Here is a 23461-nt window from a genome sequence, read left to right as displayed (position 1 = left end):
CCCCCTGCATGGTTCTCATGCAGCCGCCCAATGCTGTGAAGCGTTCAAGGCGGGAGTATCATTATTGCGGTCTGCTGATCGTCGCACAAGCTGGCTCACTTGTTCCCGGCAAAACGTTGTCGCTCGTATCATGGCGCATTTCCCGGCTGGCTCCCAGCATACCGAATGTATCTGATTGCTTTATGAAATTATCAATGTACTGCTGAATGTCAGCCTATAAAACCGCACTTGTAAAATGCGCTCTTGTAGAATGGCAAACAAAAGCCCGCGACCGGGAAGCGTGGAAAGGGGGACACGCGCCCGGTCACGAGCATAGATTTAAGCTACTTTGAAATCAAGAATTTTTGTGATAAGTTTTGTTTCCAATCTGCGTCTTAATTCTTCATCAATGCACATATAGGGCTTGCCCTGTCCGTCAAAGAGCTTTTTTACAGACAAGGCAGCGATATAGCCACTGTAATGATTGACTACGGCGTTAATCGCGTCAATATCGCCCTTTGAAGCCGCTGCAATGAGAGAAAAAGGGAGTAGTCTGCTATTCTTCTTGTCCATTGTTTTCCTCCAATATCTCCTTTAGTTTTGCAAGTGTCTTAGAACGGTGGCGCGATACAGTTCTCCGTATCATATTTAGCCGTTCTCCAATTTCACGATCTGTTAAGCCCAAGAAATAGGATAATAAAACAATTTCCCTGTTACTGTCTGGCAAGTTTGCCAACGCTTCGGCAATTTCATTATCTCTCACAATAATTTCGTCGCCAAGGACATTAAAAACATATTCACCAGAAAAGTAATCATCTGTGGTTACAAGCTGCTCTATTTCCTGTTGCGATAGCTCTTCAAAAGATATTTCATGCGCCCGTTGCCTTTTTTGATCTCTAAAATAGTGCCTTGCTTCGTACCGCATAACCTTTTTACAAAAGCTATCAAATTGGCAGGGTATACGTCCTTTCTGATCGTGGATATGAGGTTTCATTTGTTCACCTCCCTTCGCTTCCGCAAAGGCGGGTGATTTTCCCCCTTCATATCTATCTGCCCGAAAAATAATTTTTGGGACAGTTTATTTTTTAAAAATTCAAAAAAAAACCTTTGTGCAAAAAAACACAAAGGTTTTTGTATAGGAATACTTAAAAAATGATATTACTTTATGAAACGGATATACTTGTAGAAGAAGCGGTTTTTGAGCTAGTACAAGCTGCCCCTGTAAATGCTCGATGTGTCGTTGTCACATAATACGAATAACCGCTTGCTACGCTAAAGCTGGCTGCATCGTTCATAAGGGATGTTCTTGTTTTGGTGTGGGTTATATTCTTATACGAGTGCCACGCACCATTTTTATATTGATATAAAGTATATTTTACCTGTAACTTATCAGCAAGCCCGGATGCGGTCGTATAGGCTTTGCAGGTAACACTTCCAGAATTCACCTTTGAAATACTATTTGACCATGCTTTAATGGTCGTTACCGAAAAAGGCGTTATGCCATAATCGGCAGCGGATAATAAACCACTACTGCCGAAACTTTTTTCAGATACTTCTGCGGGCGTAGGTGTGCTAATCTCTTTATCATAAGCAGCAAATGCAACGCTATTAAAGGATATAGCCAAAATGATACAGACAATAAAAATTAAAATCTTACGCATAAATCATACCTCCTATTGCGTACATGTCATTAAGTGTTCCTATAATTAAGAGGTATTTAATTCATTTATTGTTACAGTTAATTATTTGATTCCTTCAATAAGTCTTAATAACTCTTGCTTTTCTACATCAGTATTTATACCTATCTCATATACCCCATGATAACCTAAAATGGCATTATAAGGGGACTCTTTGCTTAAAAAAACCTGCATATCACCTAATTTGATTTTTTCATAACCGTCAGTATATGAAAATCCTGATATGCCGTCAACCTCCGAGAGTGGCATTATACTGATACTTATAAATTGGTTAGTGTTGCTTTTTATATATTCGTAGAATATCCCCAAATTATTATTGGTATCATTGGTCGTTTGAATACTTACAAGCTCAAATCCAGCAGGAATCCATGTAAATTCAAGTGGAGTATAACCCAAATTTTGATACAATTTCTCTAGGCTGTCAAAGTTTTTTACTAACTGACCGTCTTCACTATACGAACTGTTATCATTAAAGACAGATTGTAAATAATTCTCAATATTTGACTTTAATGCCCTTACTACTGGTATATCCGCCAAAATAAAAGAGCCGATTAAAACACAGACAACGATTACAGCGACAATAGGAAAACAGTATTTCCATTTCCTTACAGTTTCTGATTTTTGATCTTTATCAAATACTATTTTTTCAAAGTTATCAGAAATACGACGAAGATTTTCTTCATTGTCGCTATGATCGTCAATAATTACGCCTATATTTTTTTCAAAGATTTTCCTAATTTTCTTCTTTGTATTCATACCTATTATTCCCCAACAATCATATCAATCGCTTTTTCCGCTCTGTCACGTAATCTCTTTAAAATTCGATGATGCCTTACCCTCAAATTTTGACAGCTATCCCCTGTAATTTTGGAAATTTCTTTATAAGATAAGTTATTAAAATAATAGCACGTTATAAAAAAAACATCTTTTTCCCTTAAACCACTTAATATATGCTGTATATACTTTTTATTATCTATCTGGAATATTACACGTTCGATTTCAGATATTTCTGATCTCGTAAACAATATATTCTTTTCTTCATTCTCGTGGATTTCACTAATTGGCATTTCTCTTTTATATTTTTTCATATATGCTATTGCTTGGCGTTTAACAATTTTCCAGAGCCAAAATTTGAATTTTGATTTATCCCTTAAAGAGCTAAAATTTTCAAAAACAATAATTAAGCAATCTTCTTGTATATCACGTGCCATTGCCTCGTTGTTAGTCATGAGTTTTAAATAATTGAACAAATCGTTTTCTAAAGGTCTGTATAATTTTAAAAACTGTTCATATTTAACCCTTTGTTCTCCATTCATATCAAACACCAAAATCCAAAGATTCCCTACTGTTTTTATCATATCACAAATTATATCTACCTGATACAATTTTTATTTTCAGCAACAGTGTAACGTTTTTCCTTTTAAATCGCTCTTATTTATACAGAGCAAAAGGAAAAGGGAACATTTAGTATGAAGGAAAAATCGGTTTATTCATTTTTGCTGTATTTATCAATCTGTCTGTTTTGTGCATATTTTTTTCTTGCTATTACAACGATTATCAATATAGCTTTTCAAGAACAGGGCACTATCTCTAAATTCCAGAATTTTTATGGTTATGTCCACGTGCTTGTTTTATTTTTCCTTGTGTTCTCAATAGTGGTATTTTCGATCAAAACATCATTTCAGCGAAAAGATAGTAAAACTATTTGCAATATATTTTTTTATTGGATGGCTGCACTTAGTTTTCCAATCATTAGTATTTTGCTATGCTTGATAAATGGTTTTTTAAGCATAGAACAAACAGATTTTTATTCAATTATTATTTTTGTTATGATTCCTTCTTTGTTCTTCCCCTGCTGGATAACTTTCAATAAAACTGGCAAAAAAGCATTTATTATTATGGCTTTTATCAATTTTATTATTTTGTGTTTTGTCGCAATATTTCTGGATTCTTCCTATACAAATGCTTTTAGCGGTATACTTACATTCAAAAATGGAATACTCATTACTCTTATTTACCAAATACCGTTATTGATATATGCAATCAATTATTTGTTAGTGTATAAATTCTTATATAAAAAAAGGAGGTAAAAATTTGTATTGACTAACCCGCAATAAATAGGTAAAAGAAAGGAAGATTTAAAATGAAAAAGAAGTTAGTAGTAGTAGTGTTAGCGGTTGCTATGGTGTTCTCTTGTTTCTCCGTAGCCTTTGCAGCGGAAAACGATATGGCATTTTCGCAAGCTGATCTCGAAAAAATTTCCGAGGTTCAAGCATATATTGACCAAATCAATGTAAAATATGACTTGGATTTATATGTATACGACAGTGACATCGCGGCCTCGTCGGTTGAACGTGTGAAACAGTCTATTAACGAAATGGTTCAAATTTCCGAAGAAGCTAAAGCAAAAGAAGCAGAAATAGACGAAAAAGTTGCAGCAGGTGTAGCATTCGCGCCTGATATAATGCCCCGCAGTAATTCATGGGGCAAAGTTGCAGATAACAATAGCGGAGTATATATGACAATCACGTATACAACAAAGAGCAATCCATTAAGATTTGCTTCAATAACATCATGCAAATCATCTGGAAGAGCGGGGATGATTTTTGAAGCTCCTATGGGATTTAGTAAAACTTTCTCAAACGGGAATAAAACAGCAGTTGTAAAACAAAAAGGGTTGCTTCGTTCCCAGCCGGGGCTTGGGTGCGCTCCAATTTATAATCCTAATTTCACGGCGGTTGCAACCTATACAATAAAATAATGTAATTCACATTTTAACAAAATAAGTTACTCAAAAAAAGCTACCATGAGGTAGCTTTTTTTGTCCTTTCCAGCCGCTTATGGGTTGTTAGTATGAGAAAAAGTTTTTTTTGCTTTGTTAGCTTAGTTAGCTTAGCAAGCATAGGAAGTGTATTAACACTTCCGAATTTTGCCCCGGCCCGCAAAGCTGGCCTGGTCGCAAAATGCTTGTTGGGGAGAATCCCCAAACCCCCAAAAGAAAGGAGCGGAAAGGTGGCAGATCGTAAAAGGAAAATCCCGCTGATCGTCTATGTGACAGAGGACGAGCGGGAAACAATACAACGGAAAATGGAGCTTGCCGGGAGTGCAAACAATTTTAGCGCATATGCCCGCAAAATGCTGATTGACGGCTATGTGATACAGATAGATCACGCGCCGATCAAAGAGCTTGCGCGTGAGATCGGCGGGATAGGCCGCAATATCAACCAGATTACGGCCCGCACAAATGCAACGGGCAATCTGTATGCCGACGATGTGCGGGAAGTAAAGGAGTTAATGAATGAGATATGGCGTATTGTGAGATACACCCTATTAAGTCAACGTTAAAGAAAGCACTTGACTATATCACAAAACCCGAAAAGACGGACGGTGGACGGCTTGTGTCCTCTTACGGTTGTACCCCGGAAACGGCAGACGTGGAATTTCTCTACACCATTTCGCAAGGCATGAACAAAGGGGATAACCTCGCCCATCACATGATACAGAGCTTTGCCCCCGGTGAAGTGACCCCGGAAGAAGCGCACAAGCTCGGTCAGGAGTGGGCTGAAAAGGTGCTAAAGGGTAAATATGAATATGTGATCGCAACACATACGGACAGCCGTTGTGTTAATAATCACATTATGTTTTGTGCGACTAATTTTGCCGATCATCATAAATACGTTTCCAACAAGCGCACCCTTGCACAGATACGCCGCATGAGTGACGATCTTTGCCGTGAGCATGGCTTGTCTGTTATCAAGGCAGAGGGGCGCAATCCCAAGAGCAAGAGCGGCAAGGAGTACCACGCCGCCCGTGAGGGGCGCGGCTGGAAAGCCAAACTATATAAATTGATTGATGATACGATTCCACGGGTAAAAACGTTTGATGAATTTTTGCGGGAAATCAAAGCGGCGGGCTATGAAATATCCTGCACGGCAAAGATTCTTAAATTCCGTGCGGCGGGACAAGACAAATTCACACGGGGTCATGACGATTACACTGAAATGCGTATAAGGGAACGTATCGCGAGAGGTGCGTCACGCAATCCTATTCGTGACGATCAAGGCATAAAGAGCGTCATTGACATTCCGACCAATCAAAAAGCACAGGAAAGCGAGGGCTATAAACGCTGGGCGAAAGTATTTAATTTGCAACAGGAAGCAAAGGCTATCAATTACCTTGCGGAGCATAACATTTCCGATCTTGGACAGCTTACAGCAAAGGTTGAGGAAGCGACCGCGAAACTTGAAAAGACTACCGCCGATCTGAAAGCCATTGAGCGGAGAGCGTCGGACGTTCTGCTTACCATGAAGCATTTAGAGAATTACCGCCGCATGAAACCGATCTATGACAAGTACTGCGCGGCAAAACAAAAGAGCCGCTTTTATGCGGAGCATGAAAGCAGCTTGATTTTGTTTTCCGCTGCGAAAAAGGGGCTTGCCGATCTTGGCGTTGAAGGACGCGCCCCGTCCCCCGCCGATCTGCACCGGGAGTATGAGAAGTTGCAGAATAAGAAAGACAGCCTGTACCGCTCTTACAGGGCGCAAAAAAAGGAAGCCCGTGAGCTTGAAACCATACAGGCCAATGTGAATAGTCTTTTGGAGCCGCACGGCCCCGAACGGCACATAGAAAAAGAGAGGTAAAATAAAAGCGCGGGGAACCGCGCTTTGCTCAAATTTTCTCGTTTTTATCTTCTATTTTAGAATCAAAGTAGGTTCGATAACTTGAAAGCAATGTAATTATGCTTCCCTTATCAACATGACTTAAAATATCATATAGTAAAGATAACTCTTCTGGTTTGTAGTTATCCGTTAGCAACTTCATAACTGATGCAACCGATTTATCCTTACTGTAATCCACACGAAAGAAATCTTCAAGTGTGATACCGAAAAAATCACACAAATCGTAAACAGTAACTATATACGGATTACGTTTCTTGTTTAACAAATCAGATATAAAATGCTCATTATATCCAATCAAGTGACTAAGAGCTTTCCTGTTCGTTATTTGATTTTCGATCATCAATTCGTTTACCCTTTGGGCAACAAATTTCTTTATGTATTCTTGGCTTTCTTCATTCATATTATCAGTATAATTCAATCACCAACACCGCAATTAACCTAAATCTCTCTATTTTACCAATTACAACGTAAAAGAATTGTCGCCTTACTCTTTTTAGAGTATAATAATCACAGAACCCACTCTCAACGGCGCAAAAGGTGTAGGCTTGTGTACCCATACACAACCATAATCCAAATCCCCATCCCTATATTTTCAGTCTACACCTTATTGCGCTATCGTTGGGTTAAATCAAGCGGTTTGCAACAAAATTTAATGCAATTTTGTTGATAAATCTAGTGGTACATGTAGGGGATGTACCGGGCGCACGGGGAACGGGATATAAGAGAGCCTATATCCGTTCCCCCGGGTGCGCCACGTACATTGAAAAAAGCATACAAAAAAGCGGACTGAACATCCGCAAAAATTCACGCTCTGTTATTTTTTTTATTTTCGTGCATTAAGCTGTTTGGCAAGACTAAGCAAGGTCAAAATATTTTGCTCGTCTAAGTCTTTTTCTTCTTCGATCAATTCATTTAGCAAAACAGGATATTCAATCTCTTCATCGAAAAAATCTTTTAGCGTGATACCAAAGTATTCACAAATATAATGCAGCATAGGAATAGATGGCAAAGCCTTTTTGTTTTCAATGCGGTTAATATAACCAATGCTTTGACCCAGCTCTAAACTCATTTCCCTTTGCGATACATCTTTTTTCATTCTTAAACGCGCGATACGCTCACTTATATAATCAAAATTCATATATAGCCACCTTTATTCTATTATAGGTGATTACACAGGCCCTATATTCGATTTTAATTGATTGATTATATAAATTCGAATATTATAAATTGATTTTTATAACGTTTTGAATATTACTAATTTACGTTTTTTAGAATTTGAAAAATATAATGTCGTAATGCACAGCATGAAAGGGGGCACAAAATGACATTAGAAAAAAAATTTTGTTCCTTTATTGATAATTTAGTTGACGGCGATTACGAGCACAATCATTCTTTTTTTAGAAAAACGGTTGACGCTTTACGTCTCGAAATTTTGTATCTTTACAGCATTGGCGTAAGCGTTTATACCCTTATGGACAATTCCGAAGTCAACTTGTATTTTCTGCAAATTCTTGAAAACACTTTATATGACCTTGATTTAGACAAGCCGATGTTATACCTGTTTTCACCTTGCAGGGATTATGTATGGGACAAATCGCATGAATCAAAAGCCGTCAAGCTGCTTGTCGATGAAGTGGTGTATATCAGGAAAAGGGCAACGACCGACCCCGCAGTTTTTGAAATGCTATACAGGGCGGTTATACACAATTCAGATATTCTCCTGCTCATGGACAAAGACCGTGAATCTAAATATTACAAATATGCGGTAAAGGCTGGAAAAGAAATACATCTACTAAACCCGGTGGAAATGGAATTTACGATTGAGAACGCGAGCGGGACGCGCGGAAGCCGCAAATTGCGAAATGCGATCTTTGCGAAAAGCGATATTGAACGTGAATACTTGGAACAGAAAAAGAGAGTTGAGTTTTTAGAGAAGCAGGCATATTTAAAGACAATGCAAACCCTTTTACGCCCCAATACACAAGAAGCGAATAGTAAATTGCTAAAACAATATACTCTGGAAGCCAACAAATTAAATGAAGAATGTGATTTGCTTGAAAGTATCCTCAATCTTAACGACGACGCGATCAATCAGCATTACTGGAATTGGAAAAAGAAGGACGACCTTTTAAACGACATTTTATCAACAGAAATGGAAAATGGCGGGCGGGAAAAGGTAAAAAATGCGAAAATTGATGCAGCCCAATATTGGAAAATTCTGAAACAGGCTATTTTTGCGGTTCAAAGACAATCGAAAAGATGATTAAGCAGAGCATTTAAAGTTGAATTATTGAAGTTATTTTTAGGAGTATATTATTATGGAATTGATAAAAGATTTGAGTTTCGCCAAATACAAAAATAAAATAACAGGGATATGGTGTTGTGATATTAAAGAAAAAAATCAAAATTTAAAAAATAATCTTACGAAACAAATGGAAAAGTCATTAACAGAGGAACGCAAAACCTTTGTATTGCCTTTTTTGGGGTATGGGAATACTTTTGCAATGGAAATCGCATTAGAATTTAAAAAAACTTATTACACAGGTTTAATAGGGATATTACCTTATCAACAATTTATTAGCCAACATACCAATGACGGTGATTTTTGGTTTGACGCATATAATAATATGGATTGGTGCCATATTGTTGACAATGAGCCTTGTAAAAACGCCGAAGAAACATATAAAAAATGTGCGTCGGAAATGCAGAGAGTATGCAAACACCTTATAGTTGGATATGCACCTTATCCCGATATGCTTACGTTTGAATGGCTTATGGACTTGTCTAAAAGCTGGGACCATCATGTAAAAATTGTTTCTGCCTTGTGAGGTTGAAAATAGTCATTTACATATCTTACTCATTGTGATAGGTTATACTTAAAGGGTGGTAATTGCCATGAAAAGCGGCATATATATAACCGAATGTGCAGAGTGCGGCGCACCTTGCCCGGACATTTTCAAAATTCCGTTGTGCCACGATTGCGCCGTCAAAAAGACGCGCAAGGAGTTTCTTAAATTCGTCGTGTTGCCTATTGTGCTTGCCCTTGTGCTTTACTGGCTGGCAACGCTTATTTTCGAGACCAGCGAACACCGGGTAGCGTACACGTTATTATTTATGGGTGTGCCTTATGGCATACGGCGTATGTTCCTTTGGATTATTCCGGTCGGTCACGACCTTGCCGGGACAATCGGGATATTCGCCCTCAATATCATTGTCGGGGCTGTGATCGGCGTGGTCGTGCTGGCTTACCAGCTTATAAAGGCCGTCGTGTATATCGTCAAAACGATCATTGCCGCCGTTAAGATCGCGAGCTACAAAAAAAGATCGAACTTATGGAAGTTTAACATACCCCAATCAAAAAGAACGTGACAGCCGCGAAAAATCGCAAGCTGCCACGCTCTTTTTATTTGAAAAAATCGACATTCTAAACGCCTTTTTCGGGGGTTAAGGTATAAACACCTTAACCTATCGAATACGGGCTGTAAAAACCGCATGGTTAAAGGCTTTTTTTTGCCTTACTTGTCGATGCTTTAGCTCGCTTTTCCCGTGCGAATTTTGCTTGTTGTTCCCGGCGTACCTTTCGGGCGCAAGCTCTGCAATATTTTACGCTGTGTGATGATGAAAGAAACACACCCCCACACCTTACACAATGCTTTTGCGTGTCCGGGGGCGCAAGCTCCGCGCAAAGCACCTTATCAATCGGCAACACCGCCTTTTGAAACCATAAGCACAGCATTGATTGAGACGCTATTTGCGGGCAGGGTACAGGCTCCCCAGCGTCCAGCGCGTCGCAATTTCCTTGAAAGAAATTGCAGCACTCGGCCCGGACAAGGGCGTTTACCTGTTTCGTCTGCTGCGCGGTAAACTGTTTCATGCTTCGACCTCTAAATCATCAGCAGGGACAAGACCGGGGGCAAGCTCCAGATATTCGCTGTCTGTCAAATGCTCCAGCTTACGAATTGCCGTTCTGAAAATCTCTTTTAACTCCGGGTCGTAAACGTCACTTAGGGCGGAGCGTAGATCGCGCAACAATCCCGCCCGTGTCCGAATATCGTAAATGCAAATAAGATTCGTTTCTTCTACTGTGAAATATTCCATATGATTATACCTCGCGTTCCTCGTTTTTTTGTTTGGGTTCACGTTCCGGGCGGCTCTCAGCATTCATAATCTCCTGCTTGTCCTTTTTAAGCTGCGCCCGGATAGACGGCTTTTTCTCGTTTCTGCTGGCGGCATGAGCCTTGTCCACCTTGCTTGCCGCTGCAAGCTCCGTGATAGAGATACGCTCCCCGGCCTTTGCCCGCTTTTCCAGTTCGTCAACCGTGGGCGTGTTGTTGATCTGCCCGTCGATCATGTTATAATTCTGCTCGGTGGACTTCTCGGCGGTTTCAATGCTATTTATCGGCTCTAAAAACTCCGGGATTTCCTTATATCCTGCAATATCAACATATAGAGCTTTTTCCGTGCCGTCTTTTCGCATAACGATCACGTCTGAAACTGAAAGCGAATGTCCTTCAAATTCCGGGGGCGGGTAAAGGTTGAATTTCATAAAAATGTCATCAGCCGTGAAATGCTTAGGTAGTTCTGCACTGTAAACCTCGTTATAATTTTTACGATCAACCGTAAGCCCTGCGTTTTTCAATTCGTCATAACTGGCAAAACGATAATAGTGCAGATTATCGCTGCCTTTAAGCTGGTAAATTGAATAGGAACCGGGGCTGTCAAGTGTTCGCCCTTGTGATTGTTTTTCCGTTTCATGGGATTTTGGAGAAATGGAAAGGACATTATTTTCAGCCGTCAAACGATATTCGTCCGGGATATTGTCAAGATCGCCGTCGTATTCCTCGTAGAAGTCGTCCCCTGTCCTGCGGACATACCCACTATCTGTATATGTCCCGTATTCGTCAAGCTGTATATCCCGTCCAAATTTCTCATAGTCAAAATAACTCGCTAGGTTTCCCATATTGGAAAGGTCATAAATGCCTGATTCCTCTATCCAGTAATAGCCTAAATCTGAATCATCTTGAACACCGGGGAGAAGATCGTAATTATCAAGGTTTTCGGTGAGGTTTATAAGGTCTTTCGCGCTGCTGGTATAATCTCCTAATTCAATAGCAGCTTCAAATATATCCCGCTGGTAATCTTGCATATCATCTATTTTATAAGCAAGATAATTGAGTTCATCCAAGCTCTCATATTCTCCCAGTGCGCCGTGCATTCCTCTGATCGGCATTTCATAATCGGTAATGAACAATTCTTCGTATTGTTCGTTTATACCAATGCGATCTAATACGTCTTTCATTTCGTCCGTAGTAGCAGGGAAACCTACCCACTCACCGATTAACACGCCCTCGTTATATTTCCCTAAATTGGTTATATATGCTTCAAAAGCGCAATTTTCTTTCAAGTGTTTTTGCTCCTTTCTTTCCGGGGGTTTGGGGGCTTGCCCCTCAACAAGCACTTTGCGCCCGACCCCGTGCGGGGGTCGGGGCAAAGGATGGAAGTGTTAATACACTTCCTATGCTTGCTAAGAAACCGTTACCCGGATTTAGCCCTTTGTGGCTTTTCCTTTCTGCTCAAATTCCAGCTTGAAATTAACGTACTTGTCGCCCGTGTCCGCAAGGACGATCTGCGCGTCATACTTTTTCCCGGTCTTGACGCTGTAAAGGCCCTTTGCTTTCACCCGCCCGGACTTTAAAAGCTCCGTTGCCATTCGTGGGGTAAGGCTCGTCTTTTTATCTCGGAAAAACTTATCATTTTTCCACATGACGAAACCGCAATCTTTATTGGAACAATAAAAGTTCGTGCGGCTCTCGTGGACATTCCCGCCACACCGGGGGCAAAGGCCAATCACGGGCTTATCAAAATTAAAACGGCTCCGCTGCTCGTCGGTCACTTCGGGGACAGTCTCGACCAGCTCCCGGATATAAGCCGCGATACCGTCCATAAACTCGGCGGCTCCACTCTTGCCCCGCGCGATCTCGGTTAAGGCGTTTTCCCATTCTGCCGTAAGTTTCGGGGAAGTGAGTTTTTCAGGCAGTACGGAAATCAGGGCCGCGCCGCGCTCGGTCGAGATAAGCTGCTTGCCCTTGCGGCTGGCAAAGCCTTTTTGTACGAGCTTTTCGATCACGCCCGCGCGGGTCGCCGGGGTTCCCAGCCCGCGCCGTTCGGCTTCGGTGTCGGTGTCCTCATTCCCGGCCCGTTCCATTGCTGCAAGCAGCGTGTCCTCGGTGTAAGGCTTCGGCGGGGTTGTCCAGCTTTCGGACGTGGACGCTTGCACATTGTCAAACGCCTGTCCCTCGGTAAGCTGGGGAAGCGGCGGCATTTCCTTTTCCTCGTCGTCGGGCTTCTCTTTTAAGCTGCTCCTGAAAGCCCTGTCAACCGCTTTCCAGCCCTCGGCGGTAACGACCCGCCCTTTCGCCGCGAACGCATGGCCCGCGCAATCAAATTCAGCGGTTACGGCTTCAAAAGTATGTGGGCCGCTTACCGCGCATACCAGGCGGGACGCAACCATGTATAAAAGGTTGCGTTCCCCGCTTGGTAGGGCGGTAAGGTCTGCGGCTCCTAGTTCCACGGTCGGTATGATTGCGTGGTGGTCGGAAACCTTTTTATCATTGACCGTCTGCGAAACGTTGGGTTTCAGTTCTTCCCGGAATGATTCAGCAAAGGACAGTTTCAGCAAAACCACCTTGACGATCTCGGCGGCGGTGTCCGTCATATCATGCGTCAAATACTGGCTATCCGTGCGCGGGTAGGTTGTCAGTTTCTTTTCGTATAGATTTTGCACATAGTCAAGCGTCTGCTGCGCCGTATATCCATAGATACGGTTTGCGTCCCGCTGTAAGCTCGTAAGATCGTACAACTTCGGCGGGCGGGCCGTCTTGCTCTCGGAAATGAGGGAACGTAAAACGGCTTGCTGTTTGTCGCAAGCCGCCGTTATCTTTTCCGCTTCTGCTGGGTCAAATATCTTTTCCCCGGTCGCGTCGATCTCGCCGCACTGGATATGCGGAACGTAATATTTTTCCTTTACAAAGTCCCTGATCTGCTCGGCCCGCTGTACGATCATTGCAAGGGTCGGGGATTGCACACGCCCTACATTTAAAGAACCGTTATAGAGCACAGAATATAACCGGGTTGCGTTGATACCCACCAGCCAATCAGCTTTAGAGCGGCACAGCGCGGAAGCGTAAAGATTGTCGTATTCCGTGCCGTCTTTGAGCGCGTCAAAGCCCTGTTTGATCGCGCTATCTTCCATTGAGGAAATCCACAAGCGGGAAAACGGCTTTTTACAGCCCGCTTGCTTGTAGACCAAACGGAAAATAAGTTCGCCTTCGCGTCCGGCGTCTGTCGCGCAAATAAGGCTTTCGACGTCTGCCCGCCGCATAAGCTCTTTCAGTATGGAATATTGCTTTTGCTTTGCCTTTGAAATCACGTAATGCCATATGTCAGGGATGATTGGTAAATCTTCCTTTGTCCACTTGGCATATTTAGGGTCGTACACCTCGGCGTGTGCTGGCTCCACCAAATGACCGATACACCACGATACAAGATAGCCGTTACCCTCACAATATCCGTCCTTCAATTCATCCGCGCCGATCACGCCTGCAATCGTCCGGGCGACGCTCGGTTTTTCCGCAATCACTAATTTCATTCGTTATCCTCCTGATCTTTCTTGTCCTCGATCTCGTCCGTGTCGTCCTCGTCGAAATCGTCTGCATAATCTTCCAGATCGTCCATGCTGCCTATCGCCTTTTTTGCCTTGCGCTTCTTCACAGCAAATGCGATTACGCCCACTACGGCAATCACTACAATCGCGCCGATCATCATAATTGTGTTATTATTGACAGGCTGGGGCTGCTCCGGGGTAGTGGTCGGGGTCGGGCTTTCCTCCTGCGCCCCCACGCTTGCCGTCGCTTCGGGCGACGGTTCCGGGGTAGGCTGGGTCGTTACTCCACCAAAAATGTTTTTGTCCTGCTCGTCCTCGGTAAAATTCAACAAATCATTTTCCGTAACTTCGGTAAGCAAGAATACATTTTCGGACGCTTTCTTATTATCCACAATCAAATAGAACACTTTGCCGCTCTTGGTTTCAATCGTGAAAAATTCCTTTTCCGGGGCTTCGGCCTTGTCCGTGGAGCTGCCGCCGCCGTCCTGATCTGTGCTGGTCGTACTTGCCGTCGCCGTACTCGGTGGGGTCGCGCTATTGGCGGTTGTTTCAACTGTCGCCGTGGGTATCGGCTCCGCGGTCGGGGTTCCTGCCGCGGGGTCGTCCGCTTGGGCCGCCGCCACGGTTGGCATTGCAAGCATGGCAATGATAACGACAATAAGCATCAATAAAATGCTGATCGTGATTCTATGTTTCCTTTTCATCCTCATATATTGTTTTCCTCGCTTTCTTCATGGGCCGGGTTCCCCGGCTGGTCGTCTTTGATCTTGGGAGCTTTCTGTTTTTGCAAAAATCGCCGCAATTCGTCCGGGGTCATTTTTATAGCCCGTACCGCCTGTACGATCTGCAAATTTTCTTCCTGCGTTTTCTGCTGCTCCAACTCCTTTAGCTTCTTTTGTGCGCCCGCAATCTGCGCTTTTGTCTTGGTAATTTCTTTTTCAATTTTGGGTATCTTGTCCATATTGCTCCTTTCCGTTATGCAAGCCGACCGAACGAATAAAAATGCTTCGTCCAGTATGGCGTTTCAAATGACGAATAACCTATGGGCTTTCCAGCTTCAAGCATCATTCCATTTCCGACGTAAAATGCGACGTGGGTTACAGGGTGGCCCGCGCTGTGCGTTCCGGTAAAAAATATAAGGTCGCCGGGATGGGCTTCCTCACGGGAAATAGGGGTACACATATTGTATAGGCCCTGCGCGTTCGTGCGGCCCACGCTTGCGACCCCGGAAGCATTAAGGCACCAGCAAACATACCCCGAACAGTCAAAGGACGTTTCCGGGGTGCTGCCGCCCCATACATACGGATAGCCGATATACTTTGTTGCTTCGGCTAAAAGCCGCTGGTAGGTCTCGTCGTCGTAGGGTTCGCCGGGATAACCGCCCATACCGCCGCCACCCGGTGCGCCGTTCAACCCGCCGCTGCCACACTCTACAAAAAAATATGGGTTTAGCGTTTCGCCGTCCTGCGAATATTCAAGGTACAGTGTGCCGCCGCTCGTGCCGATCTCGTCCCCGGTTTTCACTTCCTGCCCCTCGGACACGCTCACGCTGGCAAGCCCGTCATAGATATATCGCAAGCCGTCCGCGCAATCGACCACAAGACGGCTCCCTGCTTCCGTGACCGTGCCGGGTTGTGCTGCAAGAACGGTTGTACCATATGGAATAGAAAGCGTCGCGCCGTCCGAATAGAAAACGCCGCCATTATACGAATAGCCGTAAGGGGTCGTGATATATAGCGTCCAATCGCAATCAATCGGCTTTCCGAAATGCTGGCGGCTCCCTCGGCTCTTTACATACCCGTCATACAGATTGCGCTGCTCGTCGTCCATGCGGCCCGCCGCAATTCCTGAAAACATATTGACCGTCACATTGATATTAAAAATCCTGACTTCGTATTCTTCGGTTGACTTAACAGTCTCGCCTGTGGCTGGGTCGGTCGTTTCAATCTCACGGGTGCGGGTCTCGGTTGTAATTTCCGTCCATAGCTCGTATTGCTCATTGAAAAGCTCGTCAAGTGTGGGGGTTACGTCCTCAAAAATGAAATCCTTGTAAACAGCCGTCAAAAACGCCATAAGCTCGTAAGGGCTGTGTTCCACTTCGCCTATGTTGTATCGGTATTCGTCATAACCGGGATTTTGGCCCTCTAAGCTGTGTGCGTCCTGCAATAACTCAGCTTCCTTTTGACAATAGTAGTTTTCGGCTTCGTTAATGTCCCGGTCTTCCGCAAGGTACGCCGTGCCGATCATTGCCGTGCTGCTCTGCGTAATCATGGCCCCCACGGTTGCCACAATAGACGCTATGAAAATAACGATCACGATTACAGCAATGGCAATGACAAGGGCGACGGGATGACGCATCAATACGCCCGCTGTCCGTGCCGTTGTCCTCGCGGCCTTTCCCCCTGTTTTTGCCGCCGCCTTTGCTGCCTTACGCGCTCCCTTTGCATATTGCTTTTTGATTGCGTGTTTTTGCATGGCTCTTTTGATCGCGGGGGCGTTCTTGGTTGCCGCGTTGCTCTCCGCTTTCCAGCGGTAAATGCGGTTTGTTTGTGTCCTGACCGTGCGGCGGTCAAGGCCCAGCGTTCGGCGGGCTTTTGCTGTACTGGTGCGGTTCCTGATCGTGCGCCCGGTTACGACCGCTGCCGATTCCGTCTGCTGCTCCGTCCTTTGCGCCGCTTTTACCGCTAAATTATCATCATCCGTCCTTTGATACAGCTTGCTTTTAAAATACATTGCGGCGGCTCCTGCCGGCTTTGTAACCGGCGCGAGCTTCGGGGCCTTTCCCTGATCGTCAAAATGCAACTTACTTTTGTATGCCTTTTTTTGTTTTTCGTCCAGTTTTCCCGGCCTAGCAGCTTTTTTGCCCTGCGGTTGGGGTTCTGTGCGTAGTTGTGTTTGACGCTTTCGGGGCGCGGCCCGGCGTTTGGGCTGGCCCCGTGGCTTTGGTTCCGGGGTTGGCTTCGTTGCTTTTCCCGTTTCCTGCTCTTGGGTCGGATCTCCGGGCCTTGCTTTTTTAGTCGTCCCGTCCGCAAGGTTTTCATCAACCAGCCCGTCACGGGTCATTTTTTGGACAACCTTATCTTTTGCCTTTAACTCAAATTCTTTTCTTTGCAAATATTCACCTCCGATTTTCGGGTACAAAAAAACCGCCAATCAAGGCGGTTTCTGATAGATATTAGTTACTGTATCTTCTTTGTTTTCGATTCAATGAAATTTTGTAATTGTTCTGCTGAAAAAGCCGCAAAGTCTTTTAAAGAATCAACCGAAAAATTAAAAATACATTTTATGGAATGATTTTTTCCCCTTGTACTCCCTTTAATTTCAATTTTGTCCACTTTCCCTTCGTCGTTGGGGAAAGCCTCCATTGCAAGGTGTGCAATTCCATTGCGTAAACACCGCAATTTCGTATACGGGGTGATGTAGTCCTTTCCCTCGGTTATCGTCACATAGCAATTTAACTTATCAGTAAGCGCACTAAAAACCTCATCGTTTTCTAATCGAAAGCTACTATTTATATCCTCTTTGTATATTTCGATTGGTAAGCAAATCAAGCCTAATAAGCAATTAAGTAAAAAAGTCACTTCATACTTTGTTTTACCTGCGTCCTTAATCAATTCTTGTGTACGGTTTAGAAATTCCACATCGAACGGTTTCTTATATTCCATTTTATCATCCCCTTTTTATTTTCATCTTATCCCACCTTTTCCCTTTTGTCACGTATTTTATTGTTGGTTTACCTCGTCGGGTTTTGTTGTCATGGTCGTATAAAGCAGCGTATCTTTCGGGAAGTGATCGGCAAACGGGATAACCGTATCGCCAAAATACAAAAGGCCCTCGCCCTCGTTGCTATTCGTGATGTAGGAAAGCTGCTGCGGGGAAAGACCCAAAGCTTTACTGATACGGCTACGATCTCCGGGGGCTTGATTGAGCATATACACAAAATCCGAATTGTCGAAAATATTTTCAATTTCCGGGGACAAAAGCAGCGTTTTGACATTTTGGGTAATCCCGGTCGGTATGCCGTTCCACTTTCTGAATCGCTGCCAAATCTCAACCGAATAGGCCGCCGTTTGTGGGTCTTTGAAAAGCAAGTGAAATTCGTCGATGTAAAACCGGGTTGCCCGGTGTCCCTCGAAACGGTTTACCGTAACCATGTTCCACGCCTGATCTTCCAGTATGAGCATACCCAACTTTTTTAAAGCCTTTCCTAGCCGTCGAATATCAAATGTAATCATGCGCTTGTCAGAAAGCCCTGTAATGTTCGTGCGGTTATTGAATACGTTAAGCGTTCCTGTGACGTACATTTCAAGGGCCGTAGCGACGCGCTGGGCTTCCGGCTCCGGCTGATCGCGCAACGCCCGGTAAAGGTCGCCCAAGACCGGGACATTTTCAGGCTTCGGATTGGCAATATAGTCTCGGTAAATGAGACTAACGCAACGGTCAATCACCGTTCTTTCGATTGGTTCAAGGCCGTTTCTGCCGCCGCAAATGAGTTCGCAGAACGAAAGCACAAAATCGCTTTTGAGGGTAAGCGGGTTATCATCCTCCGAATAATTAAGGTTAATATCCAGCGGGTTGATAAACTGCTTGCTGTTCGGGGATAGTTCGATTACCTGACCGCCCAGCTTCAAGGTCAACGGGCCGTATTCACTTTCAGGGTCGCAAACCATTATTTGATCGTTCGTGAGCAACACCACATTTACGATCTCGCGTTTTGCCGAAAAACTTTTCCCTGCACCGGGCGTTCCCAAAATAAGGCCGTTCGGCGTTTTCAGTTCCTTGCGGTCTGCCATTATCATATTGTTAGATAAGGCGTTAAGTCCGTAATAAAGGGCTTGCTTACTGCGAGAATAAAGTTCCTGCGTGGTGAACGGCACGAAAATTGCCGTACTGGACGTGGTAAGGCCCCTTTGAATCGGAATAAGGTTGCGGCCCAGCGGCAAGCTGCTTGCAAGTGCGTTTTCCTGCTGGAAGTCCAGCGGCTTTAGGGTACAGTTATATTTCTGCGCGACACCAGCCGCCGCAAATATGGCGTTGTCCAGCTTCTTTTTATCGTCTGCCGTATTCATCACAAGCACAGTGACAAGGAACATTCGTTCATTGCGGCTCTGTAAATCTTTCAACAAATTTTTTGCTTCATCTCCATAGGTTGAAAGGTCTGATGGTATTATGTCCATATCGTACCCGCTGCGAACCGCCTTTTTCTGTTCCTCTATCTTCATTTTGTCTAAATCCGTTATCTTGCGCTTTACCAGCTTAACGGCGGCGCTTTGGTCGATTGACCGTATGTGCATATTGACGATCAAATCCGTGTCAATATCGAGATAATCCGCAAGCATACGGTCTGACAGTTCCGGGGCGAGTATTTGCAGATACGATACCGCGCCGATCTTACGGCCTATTGTAAACGTCCGATCTTCACGGAAACTAAACGATGTGGGTGCGATAAAATCTTTTGTGGATAAACCCGTTTGATAGGTTAAATCCCAATTAAAGATGAATGGTTCCTTGCTGTCGGCATGGAAAATGTCGTGTAGTACCTTTAGGCGGTCGTACCCGTTCAAGGGAGATACCCGCACGCCCAGCACTTTGAAATTGTTTTTTACGTCCATTTCAATACGTTCAAGCCGCTGTCTTGCGATAATAGGGTCGTCTGCTTCAATGCCGAATGTAATGTACTTATGCTTTTGCAGACCATTGTTACCCTTAGCTAGTTGATCTTTGAGCATACCCGCATATTCGTTGCGTATGTCGTCCAATCCGTCGCCCTGCGGCGGTATATCAATGGTCTTTTCATAGTCTTTCATATTGACGGATTGATTGATAAATGTAAGCTGTACCGTAATGCTGCTGTCAAAGTAATTTAGGAAATCACAATAATTTTCAAAAATCACCGTCTTGTCCTCATTGTTCGCAAGCTGGTATGTGATGTCTTGAAATTCAAGCATTTTTGTGTAGAGCCTTTCCGTTACCCGGCAAACTCCGTCCCGGTACATGCGTAAATAGGGAATCGTATCTTGGGCCGTTTGAGGGTTCGCGGCCTTGCGCTTTTTCATCGCGGTAACGAACCGCTTCTTTTCCTGCTGGGGTAGTTTCTTGTTTGGGGAACCGCTCAAAATTTTAAGCCCTGTTTTAGTGCTTGCGGCTTGCGCCTTTTTTGGCTTTTTCTGTACGTTTGACAATACTTTGTTTCTCCTTTCGTTCGTCGATCTCGTTTTGAAGTTCCGCATAAAAATTGCGTGTCTGGTAGGGCCGCTTGCGCTTGCGGATAAAGTGCGACCCAATATAGTTTTTCAAAATCCGTTCAAGCGGCTGTCCGTCCTTCTCGTACATGGCGAGAAAGAAAAATGGAACCATAATCACGATCATAATAAAAGCCGCTAGAGATGTTCCAATATGGGATTTTGTCAAAAGGTAAAACGGAATACCCACGCCCCCGGCAATCGCAAAACATATAAGCTGCCGTTTCGTGAGGTTAAAGGCTACCTTGCTTTTGACCTTGTTTAAGTCCTTTGGTACTGGTACGTATGGCATGTATAATCAACTCCTTTCCTTAGTGGGCGTTAAAGATGCTCTTTGAGAGCGTCCCTGTCTTAAAAAGGGCAAAGCACAAAAGCACGGTATAGCCCGCAATCATCCAGATAGACGCATGAATGTTTTCCGTGACGGTCAACGTGTTAATCAAGACGGCATAAATCCCCACGCACACCATGATTAACAGCCCTTGAAATGCTAAGGCCACAAGTCCCCGTAAATAGTTTGTGCCCATGCTGCCCCATTCTTTGTTGGTGAACGTCGCAAAGGGGATAGGGGCCAAGCTGCAATACAAATAAATTTCAATCATACGGCCCGCGATTACTAAGGTTATGAGCAATGAGAATATGAGCATTGCAAACTTGATAATATACGTTTCAAGGACAAGCCCCAGCAGTTCACCGATTCCCATTGCGTTTAGACCCGCTTGCATCTGCTCCAATACGGCGGCAATGTCGATTGCCGTATTTTCGCCAATCGCGCCCGCGCTGGCATTGATCGCATATTGCGCAATATCAAAAATTCCCATAACGATTGTCATTGTGTTGGCGACGATAAATACCGCAATCCCGGCTTTGAGAAAATACTTGAAAAAGCTGAACGTATCAAAATCGTGCATATTGTTTCGGTCGGTTATCATCGTCACCAATTCGTACACCAGCACAAACGTGATTATCATGCCCGCAACGGGAACAATCACCGTATCGGATATGTTCTTTATCATGGCGAATATTTCACCGTTCCAGCCGACCGGGGTTTGTCCAACATCCCCGGCAATGGTGGCGACCTTCTCGTTTACGTCATTGAACATATCCGTTAAGTTTCCCTCAACAACGCCTTTTAGAAATTCCTTGATCGCGTTTCCGATCTGTTCAAATATCCAACCCATAGGCGATTACCCGAATAGTCCGGCTAACGTCGGAACAAGGGTAATGCCTATAACGATTACACCGCCACCCGCCATAAGCTGTTTAATCCCTTGCGACTTCGCCGCTGGATTGTCATTGCCGTAGCCCTCTAAGAGATTGACAAGGCCCCAAATCCCAAGACCCGCGCCCAGCGCGATTACAAGCATTTGCAGTACGTTTACCGCTTCGCTGAAAAATTCCATGTATTAAATCATCCTTTCCTGAAATAGAAAAGGGGCCGTGATCTTCACGGCCCCATGTCGTACAGGTCAAACACCGTATCAGGCTTGACCCTTAACCTTGTACTTAAAAACTTCTCAATGCTAAATGTGTTTTTCTTGTCGTAATCGGACAGGTATTTGTAATTTGTGTGCTTCGTAATATCGTACTTATCCGAAAAAAACGGACGTACCCCGCGCACTTGTAAAATACATTTTCCACCGTCCATAACGGCAATCTCGTCCTTGCTCATCAACTCCTTTCCGACTTTAGAATAATTAAGCCCGTGCGTGATCTCGCGCCCCCGGTTTTCCGTTTCATTGAGCAAGTCAACAGTCTCACGGCCTAGTGCTTCGTTTAAGTCCTTTATCGTGGACGGTTCCCGCCCGCCTAAAAATAGGGTGCTGTCCATGCTCGCAATAATCGTTTCCGCATTGTCTTTGTAGGTTGACTTACATTGCGAATAGGCTTGATAGATAGGGCAAATACTGATTTCCCGCGATCTTACGACGCTTACCAGCCTTTCAAGCTGGTTTATTTTGCCAATGTTCCCGGCCTCGTCGATCAAGCACCGCACATGAACCGGGAGCCGCCCGCCGTATATATCGTCGGCCTTTTCGCACAAAAGGTTGAATAGCTGGGAGAATATGAGGGCCGCCAAAAATGAAAACGTCCCGTCTGTGTCGGACAGGATAATAAACAGGGCGGTTTTTTCGTCGCCCAGCGTGTCAAGCTCCAATTCGTCGTAGGCCATGATCTCGCGTAGCTCCGCAATGTCAAACGGGGACAGCCGCGCACCGCATGATACAAGAATTGATTTTGCGGTTTTTCCCGCAGCAAGTTTATATTTCTTGTACTGACGCACCGCGAAATGCTCCGGGTCTTTTTCTTCCAACCGATCAAACATCAAATCAACCGCATTTTTAAAATTCTCGTCGTCCTCGCGCACCTCGGAAGCGTCGATCATTTCAAGCAGGGTAATCATATTTTGTTCTTCCACCGGGGCTTCGTAATGGATATATCCGATCAACGCCGTGTAATATAACCGCTCGGCCTTAATCCAAAAATCCTCGCCCGCTTTTTCTCCCTCGCCTTTGGTGTTCTCGATGATCGTATTAACCAGCTTCAAAATATCTTTTTCGCTGTGAATGTAGGCAAACGGGTTATAGTGCATGGATTTTGAAAAATTGATCGTGTTAAAAATCTTGATACGGTACCCGGCCCGTTCAAGCAGCTTGCCACATTCCAAAATCACAGTACCTTTGCTATCCGTCACGACATAACTTGAATGTAGCTGCATAAGCTGGGGTTTTAGGAAAAAGCGCGTTTTCCCGCTCCCGCTCCCGCCGTACACAATGACGTTTTTCGACCGCGCATACTTCGGGTTTTTGGGGCGGCTGTTCATGGTTAGTCCCTCGGTCTGTGTCAATATCACATTCTTGCGTGGGTCTTTGTCCATAAACGGTTTAATATCTGCCGGGGTTCCCCAGCGGGCCGAACCGTATTCCTCGCCTTTGCGGTACTTTTTCGCGTTCTTACTTTTGAGATAGACCGCAAGCAGCATGACCGCCGAAACGATCACCGCAAACAATAAATCATTGCCGTGCGGACTAATTACCGGGAAATCAAAAAGGTGCGGTAAATTCCGCACCGTGTTTGAGAGTTTGACCGCGCCCGTCCCGGCTGACAACCGATAGACCATTCCCAGCTTATCTGTAATCCAAAATATAAGGCCGAACGGAATTAGTAACAAAAGCCGTTTTTTCAGTTCCGGGGGAATCT

26 protein-coding genes are annotated in these 23461 nt (G+C 44.4%); 6 read left to right on the top strand and 20 right to left on the bottom strand.

Annotated features, from left to right (window positions below; all coding sequences use genetic code 11):
* Window positions 1–318: 318 nt before the first annotated feature.
* From BBD38_RS04520 to BBD38_RS04505, 5 genes are all read right to left on the bottom strand, one after another.
* Window positions 319–552, bottom strand: a complete 234-nt coding sequence (locus BBD38_RS04520; RefSeq protein WP_066685069.1) for a helix-turn-helix domain-containing protein — start codon at window positions 550–552, stop codon at window positions 319–321.
* Complete coding sequence (locus BBD38_RS04515) at window positions 536–973, bottom strand: RNA polymerase sigma factor (protein ID WP_066685065.1); 438 nt, start codon at window positions 971–973, stop codon at window positions 536–538. Before BBD38_RS04515 ends, BBD38_RS04520 begins: the two co-directional genes overlap by 17 nt.
* A gap of 169 nt (window positions 974–1142) precedes the next feature.
* Window positions 1143–1640, bottom strand: coding sequence for a hypothetical protein (locus BBD38_RS14450; RefSeq protein WP_147568080.1), 498 nt, complete (start codon window positions 1638–1640; stop codon window positions 1143–1145).
* 81 nt (window positions 1641–1721) lie between these two features.
* A complete protein-coding gene (locus BBD38_RS04510; protein ID WP_066685063.1) occupies window positions 1722–2432 on the bottom strand; it encodes a DUF4367 domain-containing protein in 711 nt (236 codons plus the stop codon).
* Between the two features lie 5 nt (window positions 2433–2437).
* Window positions 2438–3034, bottom strand: coding sequence for an RNA polymerase sigma factor (locus tag BBD38_RS04505; protein WP_147568079.1), 597 nt, complete (start codon window positions 3032–3034; stop codon window positions 2438–2440).
* Between the two features lie 785 nt (window positions 3035–3819).
* Here BBD38_RS04505 and BBD38_RS04495 point away from each other — a divergent pair.
* From BBD38_RS04495 to BBD38_RS04485, 3 genes are all read left to right on the top strand, one after another.
* Window positions 3820–4437 (top strand): hypothetical protein, encoded by a 618-nt coding sequence (locus tag BBD38_RS04495; protein WP_066685059.1) that lies wholly within the window; start codon window positions 3820–3822, stop codon window positions 4435–4437.
* 251 nt (window positions 4438–4688) lie between these two features.
* Complete coding sequence (locus BBD38_RS04490) at window positions 4689–5021, top strand: plasmid mobilization protein (protein ID WP_066685058.1); 333 nt, start codon at window positions 4689–4691, stop codon at window positions 5019–5021.
* The gene (locus BBD38_RS04485; protein ID WP_066685055.1) at window positions 4982–6316 is read left to right on the top strand and encodes a relaxase/mobilization nuclease domain-containing protein; all 1335 of its coding nucleotides are present in this window, start codon (window positions 4982–4984) and stop codon (window positions 6314–6316) included. The genes BBD38_RS04490 and BBD38_RS04485 overlap by 40 nt, the downstream gene beginning before the upstream one ends.
* 28 nt (window positions 6317–6344) lie before the next feature.
* Here BBD38_RS04485 and BBD38_RS04480 read toward each other — a convergent pair whose 3' ends face one another.
* Together BBD38_RS04480 and BBD38_RS04475 are read right to left on the bottom strand one after the other, a co-directional pair.
* Window positions 6345–6755, bottom strand: a complete 411-nt coding sequence (locus tag BBD38_RS04480; RefSeq protein ID WP_066685051.1) for a helix-turn-helix transcriptional regulator — start codon at window positions 6753–6755, stop codon at window positions 6345–6347.
* 423 nt (window positions 6756–7178) lie between these two features.
* Entirely contained in the window at window positions 7179–7493 is a 315-nt protein-coding gene (locus BBD38_RS04475; protein WP_066685049.1) for a helix-turn-helix domain-containing protein, read from the bottom strand.
* Window positions 7494–7676: 183 nt separating this feature from the next.
* Here BBD38_RS04475 and BBD38_RS04470 point away from each other — a divergent pair, with 183 nt between their 5' ends.
* The 3 genes from BBD38_RS04470 (at window position 7677) to BBD38_RS04460 (ending at window position 9724) form a co-directional block, all read left to right on the top strand.
* On the top strand, window positions 7677–8618 hold the full coding sequence (locus tag BBD38_RS04470; protein ID WP_066685046.1) for a hypothetical protein: 942 nt from the start codon (window positions 7677–7679) through the stop codon (window positions 8616–8618).
* 55 nt (window positions 8619–8673) lie between these two features.
* Complete coding sequence (locus BBD38_RS04465; RefSeq protein ID WP_066685044.1) at window positions 8674–9183, top strand: hypothetical protein; 510 nt, start codon at window positions 8674–8676, stop codon at window positions 9181–9183.
* Between the two features lie 67 nt (window positions 9184–9250).
* Window positions 9251–9724 carry a DUF6050 family protein gene (locus BBD38_RS04460; RefSeq protein ID WP_082989480.1) on the top strand — a complete coding sequence of 158 codons (474 nt, stop codon included), beginning with the start codon at window positions 9251–9253 and terminating at the stop codon, window positions 9722–9724.
* Between the two features lie 127 nt (window positions 9725–9851).
* Here the strand turns inward: BBD38_RS04460 and BBD38_RS04455 are convergent, their stop codons facing one another.
* The 13 genes from BBD38_RS04455 to BBD38_RS04395 all read right to left on the bottom strand — a co-directional run bounded on the left by BBD38_RS04455 (window position 9852) and on the right by BBD38_RS04395 (window position 23459).
* Entirely contained in the window at window positions 9852–10229 is a 378-nt protein-coding gene (locus BBD38_RS04455) for a cysteine-rich VLP protein (RefSeq protein WP_066685041.1), read from the bottom strand.
* Complete coding sequence (locus tag BBD38_RS04450) at window positions 10226–10453, bottom strand: transposon-transfer assisting family protein (RefSeq protein WP_066685039.1); 228 nt, start codon at window positions 10451–10453, stop codon at window positions 10226–10228. The genes BBD38_RS04455 and BBD38_RS04450 overlap by 4 nt, the downstream gene beginning before the upstream one ends.
* Window positions 10454–10457: 4 nt before the next feature.
* On the bottom strand, window positions 10458–11759 hold the full coding sequence (locus tag BBD38_RS04445; RefSeq protein ID WP_066685036.1) for an antirestriction protein ArdA: 1302 nt from the start codon (window positions 11757–11759) through the stop codon (window positions 10458–10460).
* Window positions 11760–11900: 141 nt separating this feature from the next.
* On the bottom strand, window positions 11901–14003 hold the full coding sequence (locus tag BBD38_RS04440) for a type IA DNA topoisomerase (protein ID WP_066685035.1): 2103 nt from the start codon (window positions 14001–14003) through the stop codon (window positions 11901–11903).
* Window positions 14000–14728, bottom strand: coding sequence for a CD1107 family mobile element protein (locus tag BBD38_RS04435; RefSeq protein ID WP_066685033.1), 729 nt, complete (start codon window positions 14726–14728; stop codon window positions 14000–14002). Before BBD38_RS04435 ends, BBD38_RS04440 begins: the two co-directional genes overlap by 4 nt.
* Window positions 14725–14979, bottom strand: a complete 255-nt coding sequence (locus BBD38_RS04430) for a DUF4315 family protein (RefSeq protein WP_066685030.1) — start codon at window positions 14977–14979, stop codon at window positions 14725–14727. Before BBD38_RS04430 ends, BBD38_RS04435 begins: the two co-directional genes overlap by 4 nt.
* A 14-nt stretch (window positions 14980–14993) precedes the next feature.
* A complete protein-coding gene (locus tag BBD38_RS04425) occupies window positions 14994–17132 on the bottom strand; it encodes a C40 family peptidase (RefSeq protein WP_147568077.1) in 2139 nt (712 codons plus the stop codon).
* A 65-nt stretch (window positions 17133–17197) separates the two neighbouring features.
* Complete coding sequence (locus tag BBD38_RS04420) at window positions 17198–17683, bottom strand: HEPN family nuclease (protein ID WP_066685027.1); 486 nt, start codon at window positions 17681–17683, stop codon at window positions 17198–17200.
* 57 nt (window positions 17684–17740) lie between these two features.
* The gene (locus tag BBD38_RS04415; protein WP_082989478.1) at window positions 17741–20248 is read right to left on the bottom strand and encodes a VirB4-like conjugal transfer ATPase, CD1110 family; all 2508 of its coding nucleotides are present in this window, start codon (window positions 20246–20248) and stop codon (window positions 17741–17743) included.
* A complete protein-coding gene (locus tag BBD38_RS04410) occupies window positions 20151–20552 on the bottom strand; it encodes a PrgI family protein (protein WP_066685026.1) in 402 nt (133 codons plus the stop codon). Before BBD38_RS04410 ends, BBD38_RS04415 begins: the two co-directional genes overlap by 98 nt.
* A 19-nt stretch (window positions 20553–20571) precedes the next feature.
* Window positions 20572–21441: a VirB6/TrbL-like conjugal transfer protein, CD1112 family gene (locus BBD38_RS04405; protein WP_046442591.1), complete on the bottom strand. Its 870-nt coding sequence runs from the start codon at window positions 21439–21441 to the stop codon at window positions 20572–20574.
* Between the two features lie 6 nt (window positions 21442–21447).
* Window positions 21448–21663, bottom strand: a complete 216-nt coding sequence (locus BBD38_RS04400; protein ID WP_066685024.1) for a Maff2 family mobile element protein — start codon at window positions 21661–21663, stop codon at window positions 21448–21450.
* Window positions 21664–21707: 44 nt separating this feature from the next.
* The gene (locus tag BBD38_RS04395) at window positions 21708–23459 is read right to left on the bottom strand and encodes a VirD4-like conjugal transfer protein, CD1115 family (RefSeq protein WP_147568091.1); all 1752 of its coding nucleotides are present in this window, start codon (window positions 23457–23459) and stop codon (window positions 21708–21710) included.
* Between the last annotated feature and the right edge of the window lie 2 nt (window positions 23460–23461).

It is taken from the genome of Christensenella intestinihominis, from assembly GCF_001678845.1.
Classification (GTDB): Bacteria; Bacillota; Clostridia; order Christensenellales; family Christensenellaceae; genus Christensenella; species Christensenella intestinihominis.
This window is presented reverse-complemented; position numbering and strand designations above follow the sequence as displayed.

Bases quoted from the DNA above. Each gene is read 5' to 3' on its own strand.
- BBD38_RS04520 (WP_066685069.1), bottom strand. From the start codon at position 552: ATGGACAAGAAGAATAGCAGACTACTCCCTTTTTCTCTCATTGCAGCG.
- BBD38_RS04515 (WP_066685065.1), bottom strand. From the start codon at position 973: ATGAAACCTCATATCCACGATCAGAAAGGACGTATACCCTGCCAATTT.
- BBD38_RS14450 (WP_147568080.1), bottom strand. From the start codon at position 1,640: ATGCGTAAGATTTTAATTTTTATTGTCTGTATCATTTTGGCTATATCC.
- BBD38_RS04510 (WP_066685063.1), bottom strand. From the start codon at position 2,432: ATGAATACAAAGAAGAAAATTAGGAAAATCTTTGAAAAAAATATAGGC.
- BBD38_RS04505 (WP_147568079.1), bottom strand. From the start codon at position 3,034: ATGATAAAAACAGTAGGGAATCTTTGGATTTTGGTGTTTGATATGAAT.
- BBD38_RS04495 (WP_066685059.1), top strand. From the start codon at position 3,820: ATGAAAAAGAAGTTAGTAGTAGTAGTGTTAGCGGTTGCTATGGTGTTC.
- BBD38_RS04485 (WP_066685055.1), top strand. From the start codon at position 4,982: ATGGCGTATTGTGAGATACACCCTATTAAGTCAACGTTAAAGAAAGCA.
- BBD38_RS04480 (WP_066685051.1), bottom strand. From the start codon at position 6,755: ATGAATGAAGAAAGCCAAGAATACATAAAGAAATTTGTTGCCCAAAGG.
- BBD38_RS04475 (WP_066685049.1), bottom strand. From the start codon at position 7,493: ATGAATTTTGATTATATAAGTGAGCGTATCGCGCGTTTAAGAATGAAA.
- BBD38_RS04470 (WP_066685046.1), top strand. From the start codon at position 7,677: ATGACATTAGAAAAAAAATTTTGTTCCTTTATTGATAATTTAGTTGAC.
- BBD38_RS04465 (WP_066685044.1), top strand. From the start codon at position 8,674: ATGGAATTGATAAAAGATTTGAGTTTCGCCAAATACAAAAATAAAATA.
- BBD38_RS04460 (WP_082989480.1), top strand. From the start codon at position 9,251: ATGAAAAGCGGCATATATATAACCGAATGTGCAGAGTGCGGCGCACCT.
- BBD38_RS04455 (WP_066685041.1), bottom strand. From the start codon at position 10,229: ATGAAACAGTTTACCGCGCAGCAGACGAAACAGGTAAACGCCCTTGTC.
- BBD38_RS04450 (WP_066685039.1), bottom strand. From the start codon at position 10,453: ATGGAATATTTCACAGTAGAAGAAACGAATCTTATTTGCATTTACGAT.
- BBD38_RS04440 (WP_066685035.1), bottom strand. From the start codon at position 14,003: ATGAAATTAGTGATTGCGGAAAAACCGAGCGTCGCCCGGACGATTGCA.
- BBD38_RS04435 (WP_066685033.1), bottom strand. From the start codon at position 14,728: ATGAGGATGAAAAGGAAACATAGAATCACGATCAGCATTTTATTGATG.
- BBD38_RS04430 (WP_066685030.1), bottom strand. From the start codon at position 14,979: ATGGACAAGATACCCAAAATTGAAAAAGAAATTACCAAGACAAAAGCG.
- BBD38_RS04420 (WP_066685027.1), bottom strand. From the start codon at position 17,683: ATGGAATATAAGAAACCGTTCGATGTGGAATTTCTAAACCGTACACAA.
- BBD38_RS04415 (WP_082989478.1), bottom strand. From the start codon at position 20,248: ATGCGGAACTTCAAAACGAGATCGACGAACGAAAGGAGAAACAAAGTA.
- BBD38_RS04410 (WP_066685026.1), bottom strand. From the start codon at position 20,552: ATGCCATACGTACCAGTACCAAAGGACTTAAACAAGGTCAAAAGCAAG.
- BBD38_RS04405 (WP_046442591.1), bottom strand. From the start codon at position 21,441: ATGGGTTGGATATTTGAACAGATCGGAAACGCGATCAAGGAATTTCTA.
- BBD38_RS04400 (WP_066685024.1), bottom strand. From the start codon at position 21,663: ATGGAATTTTTCAGCGAAGCGGTAAACGTACTGCAAATGCTTGTAATC.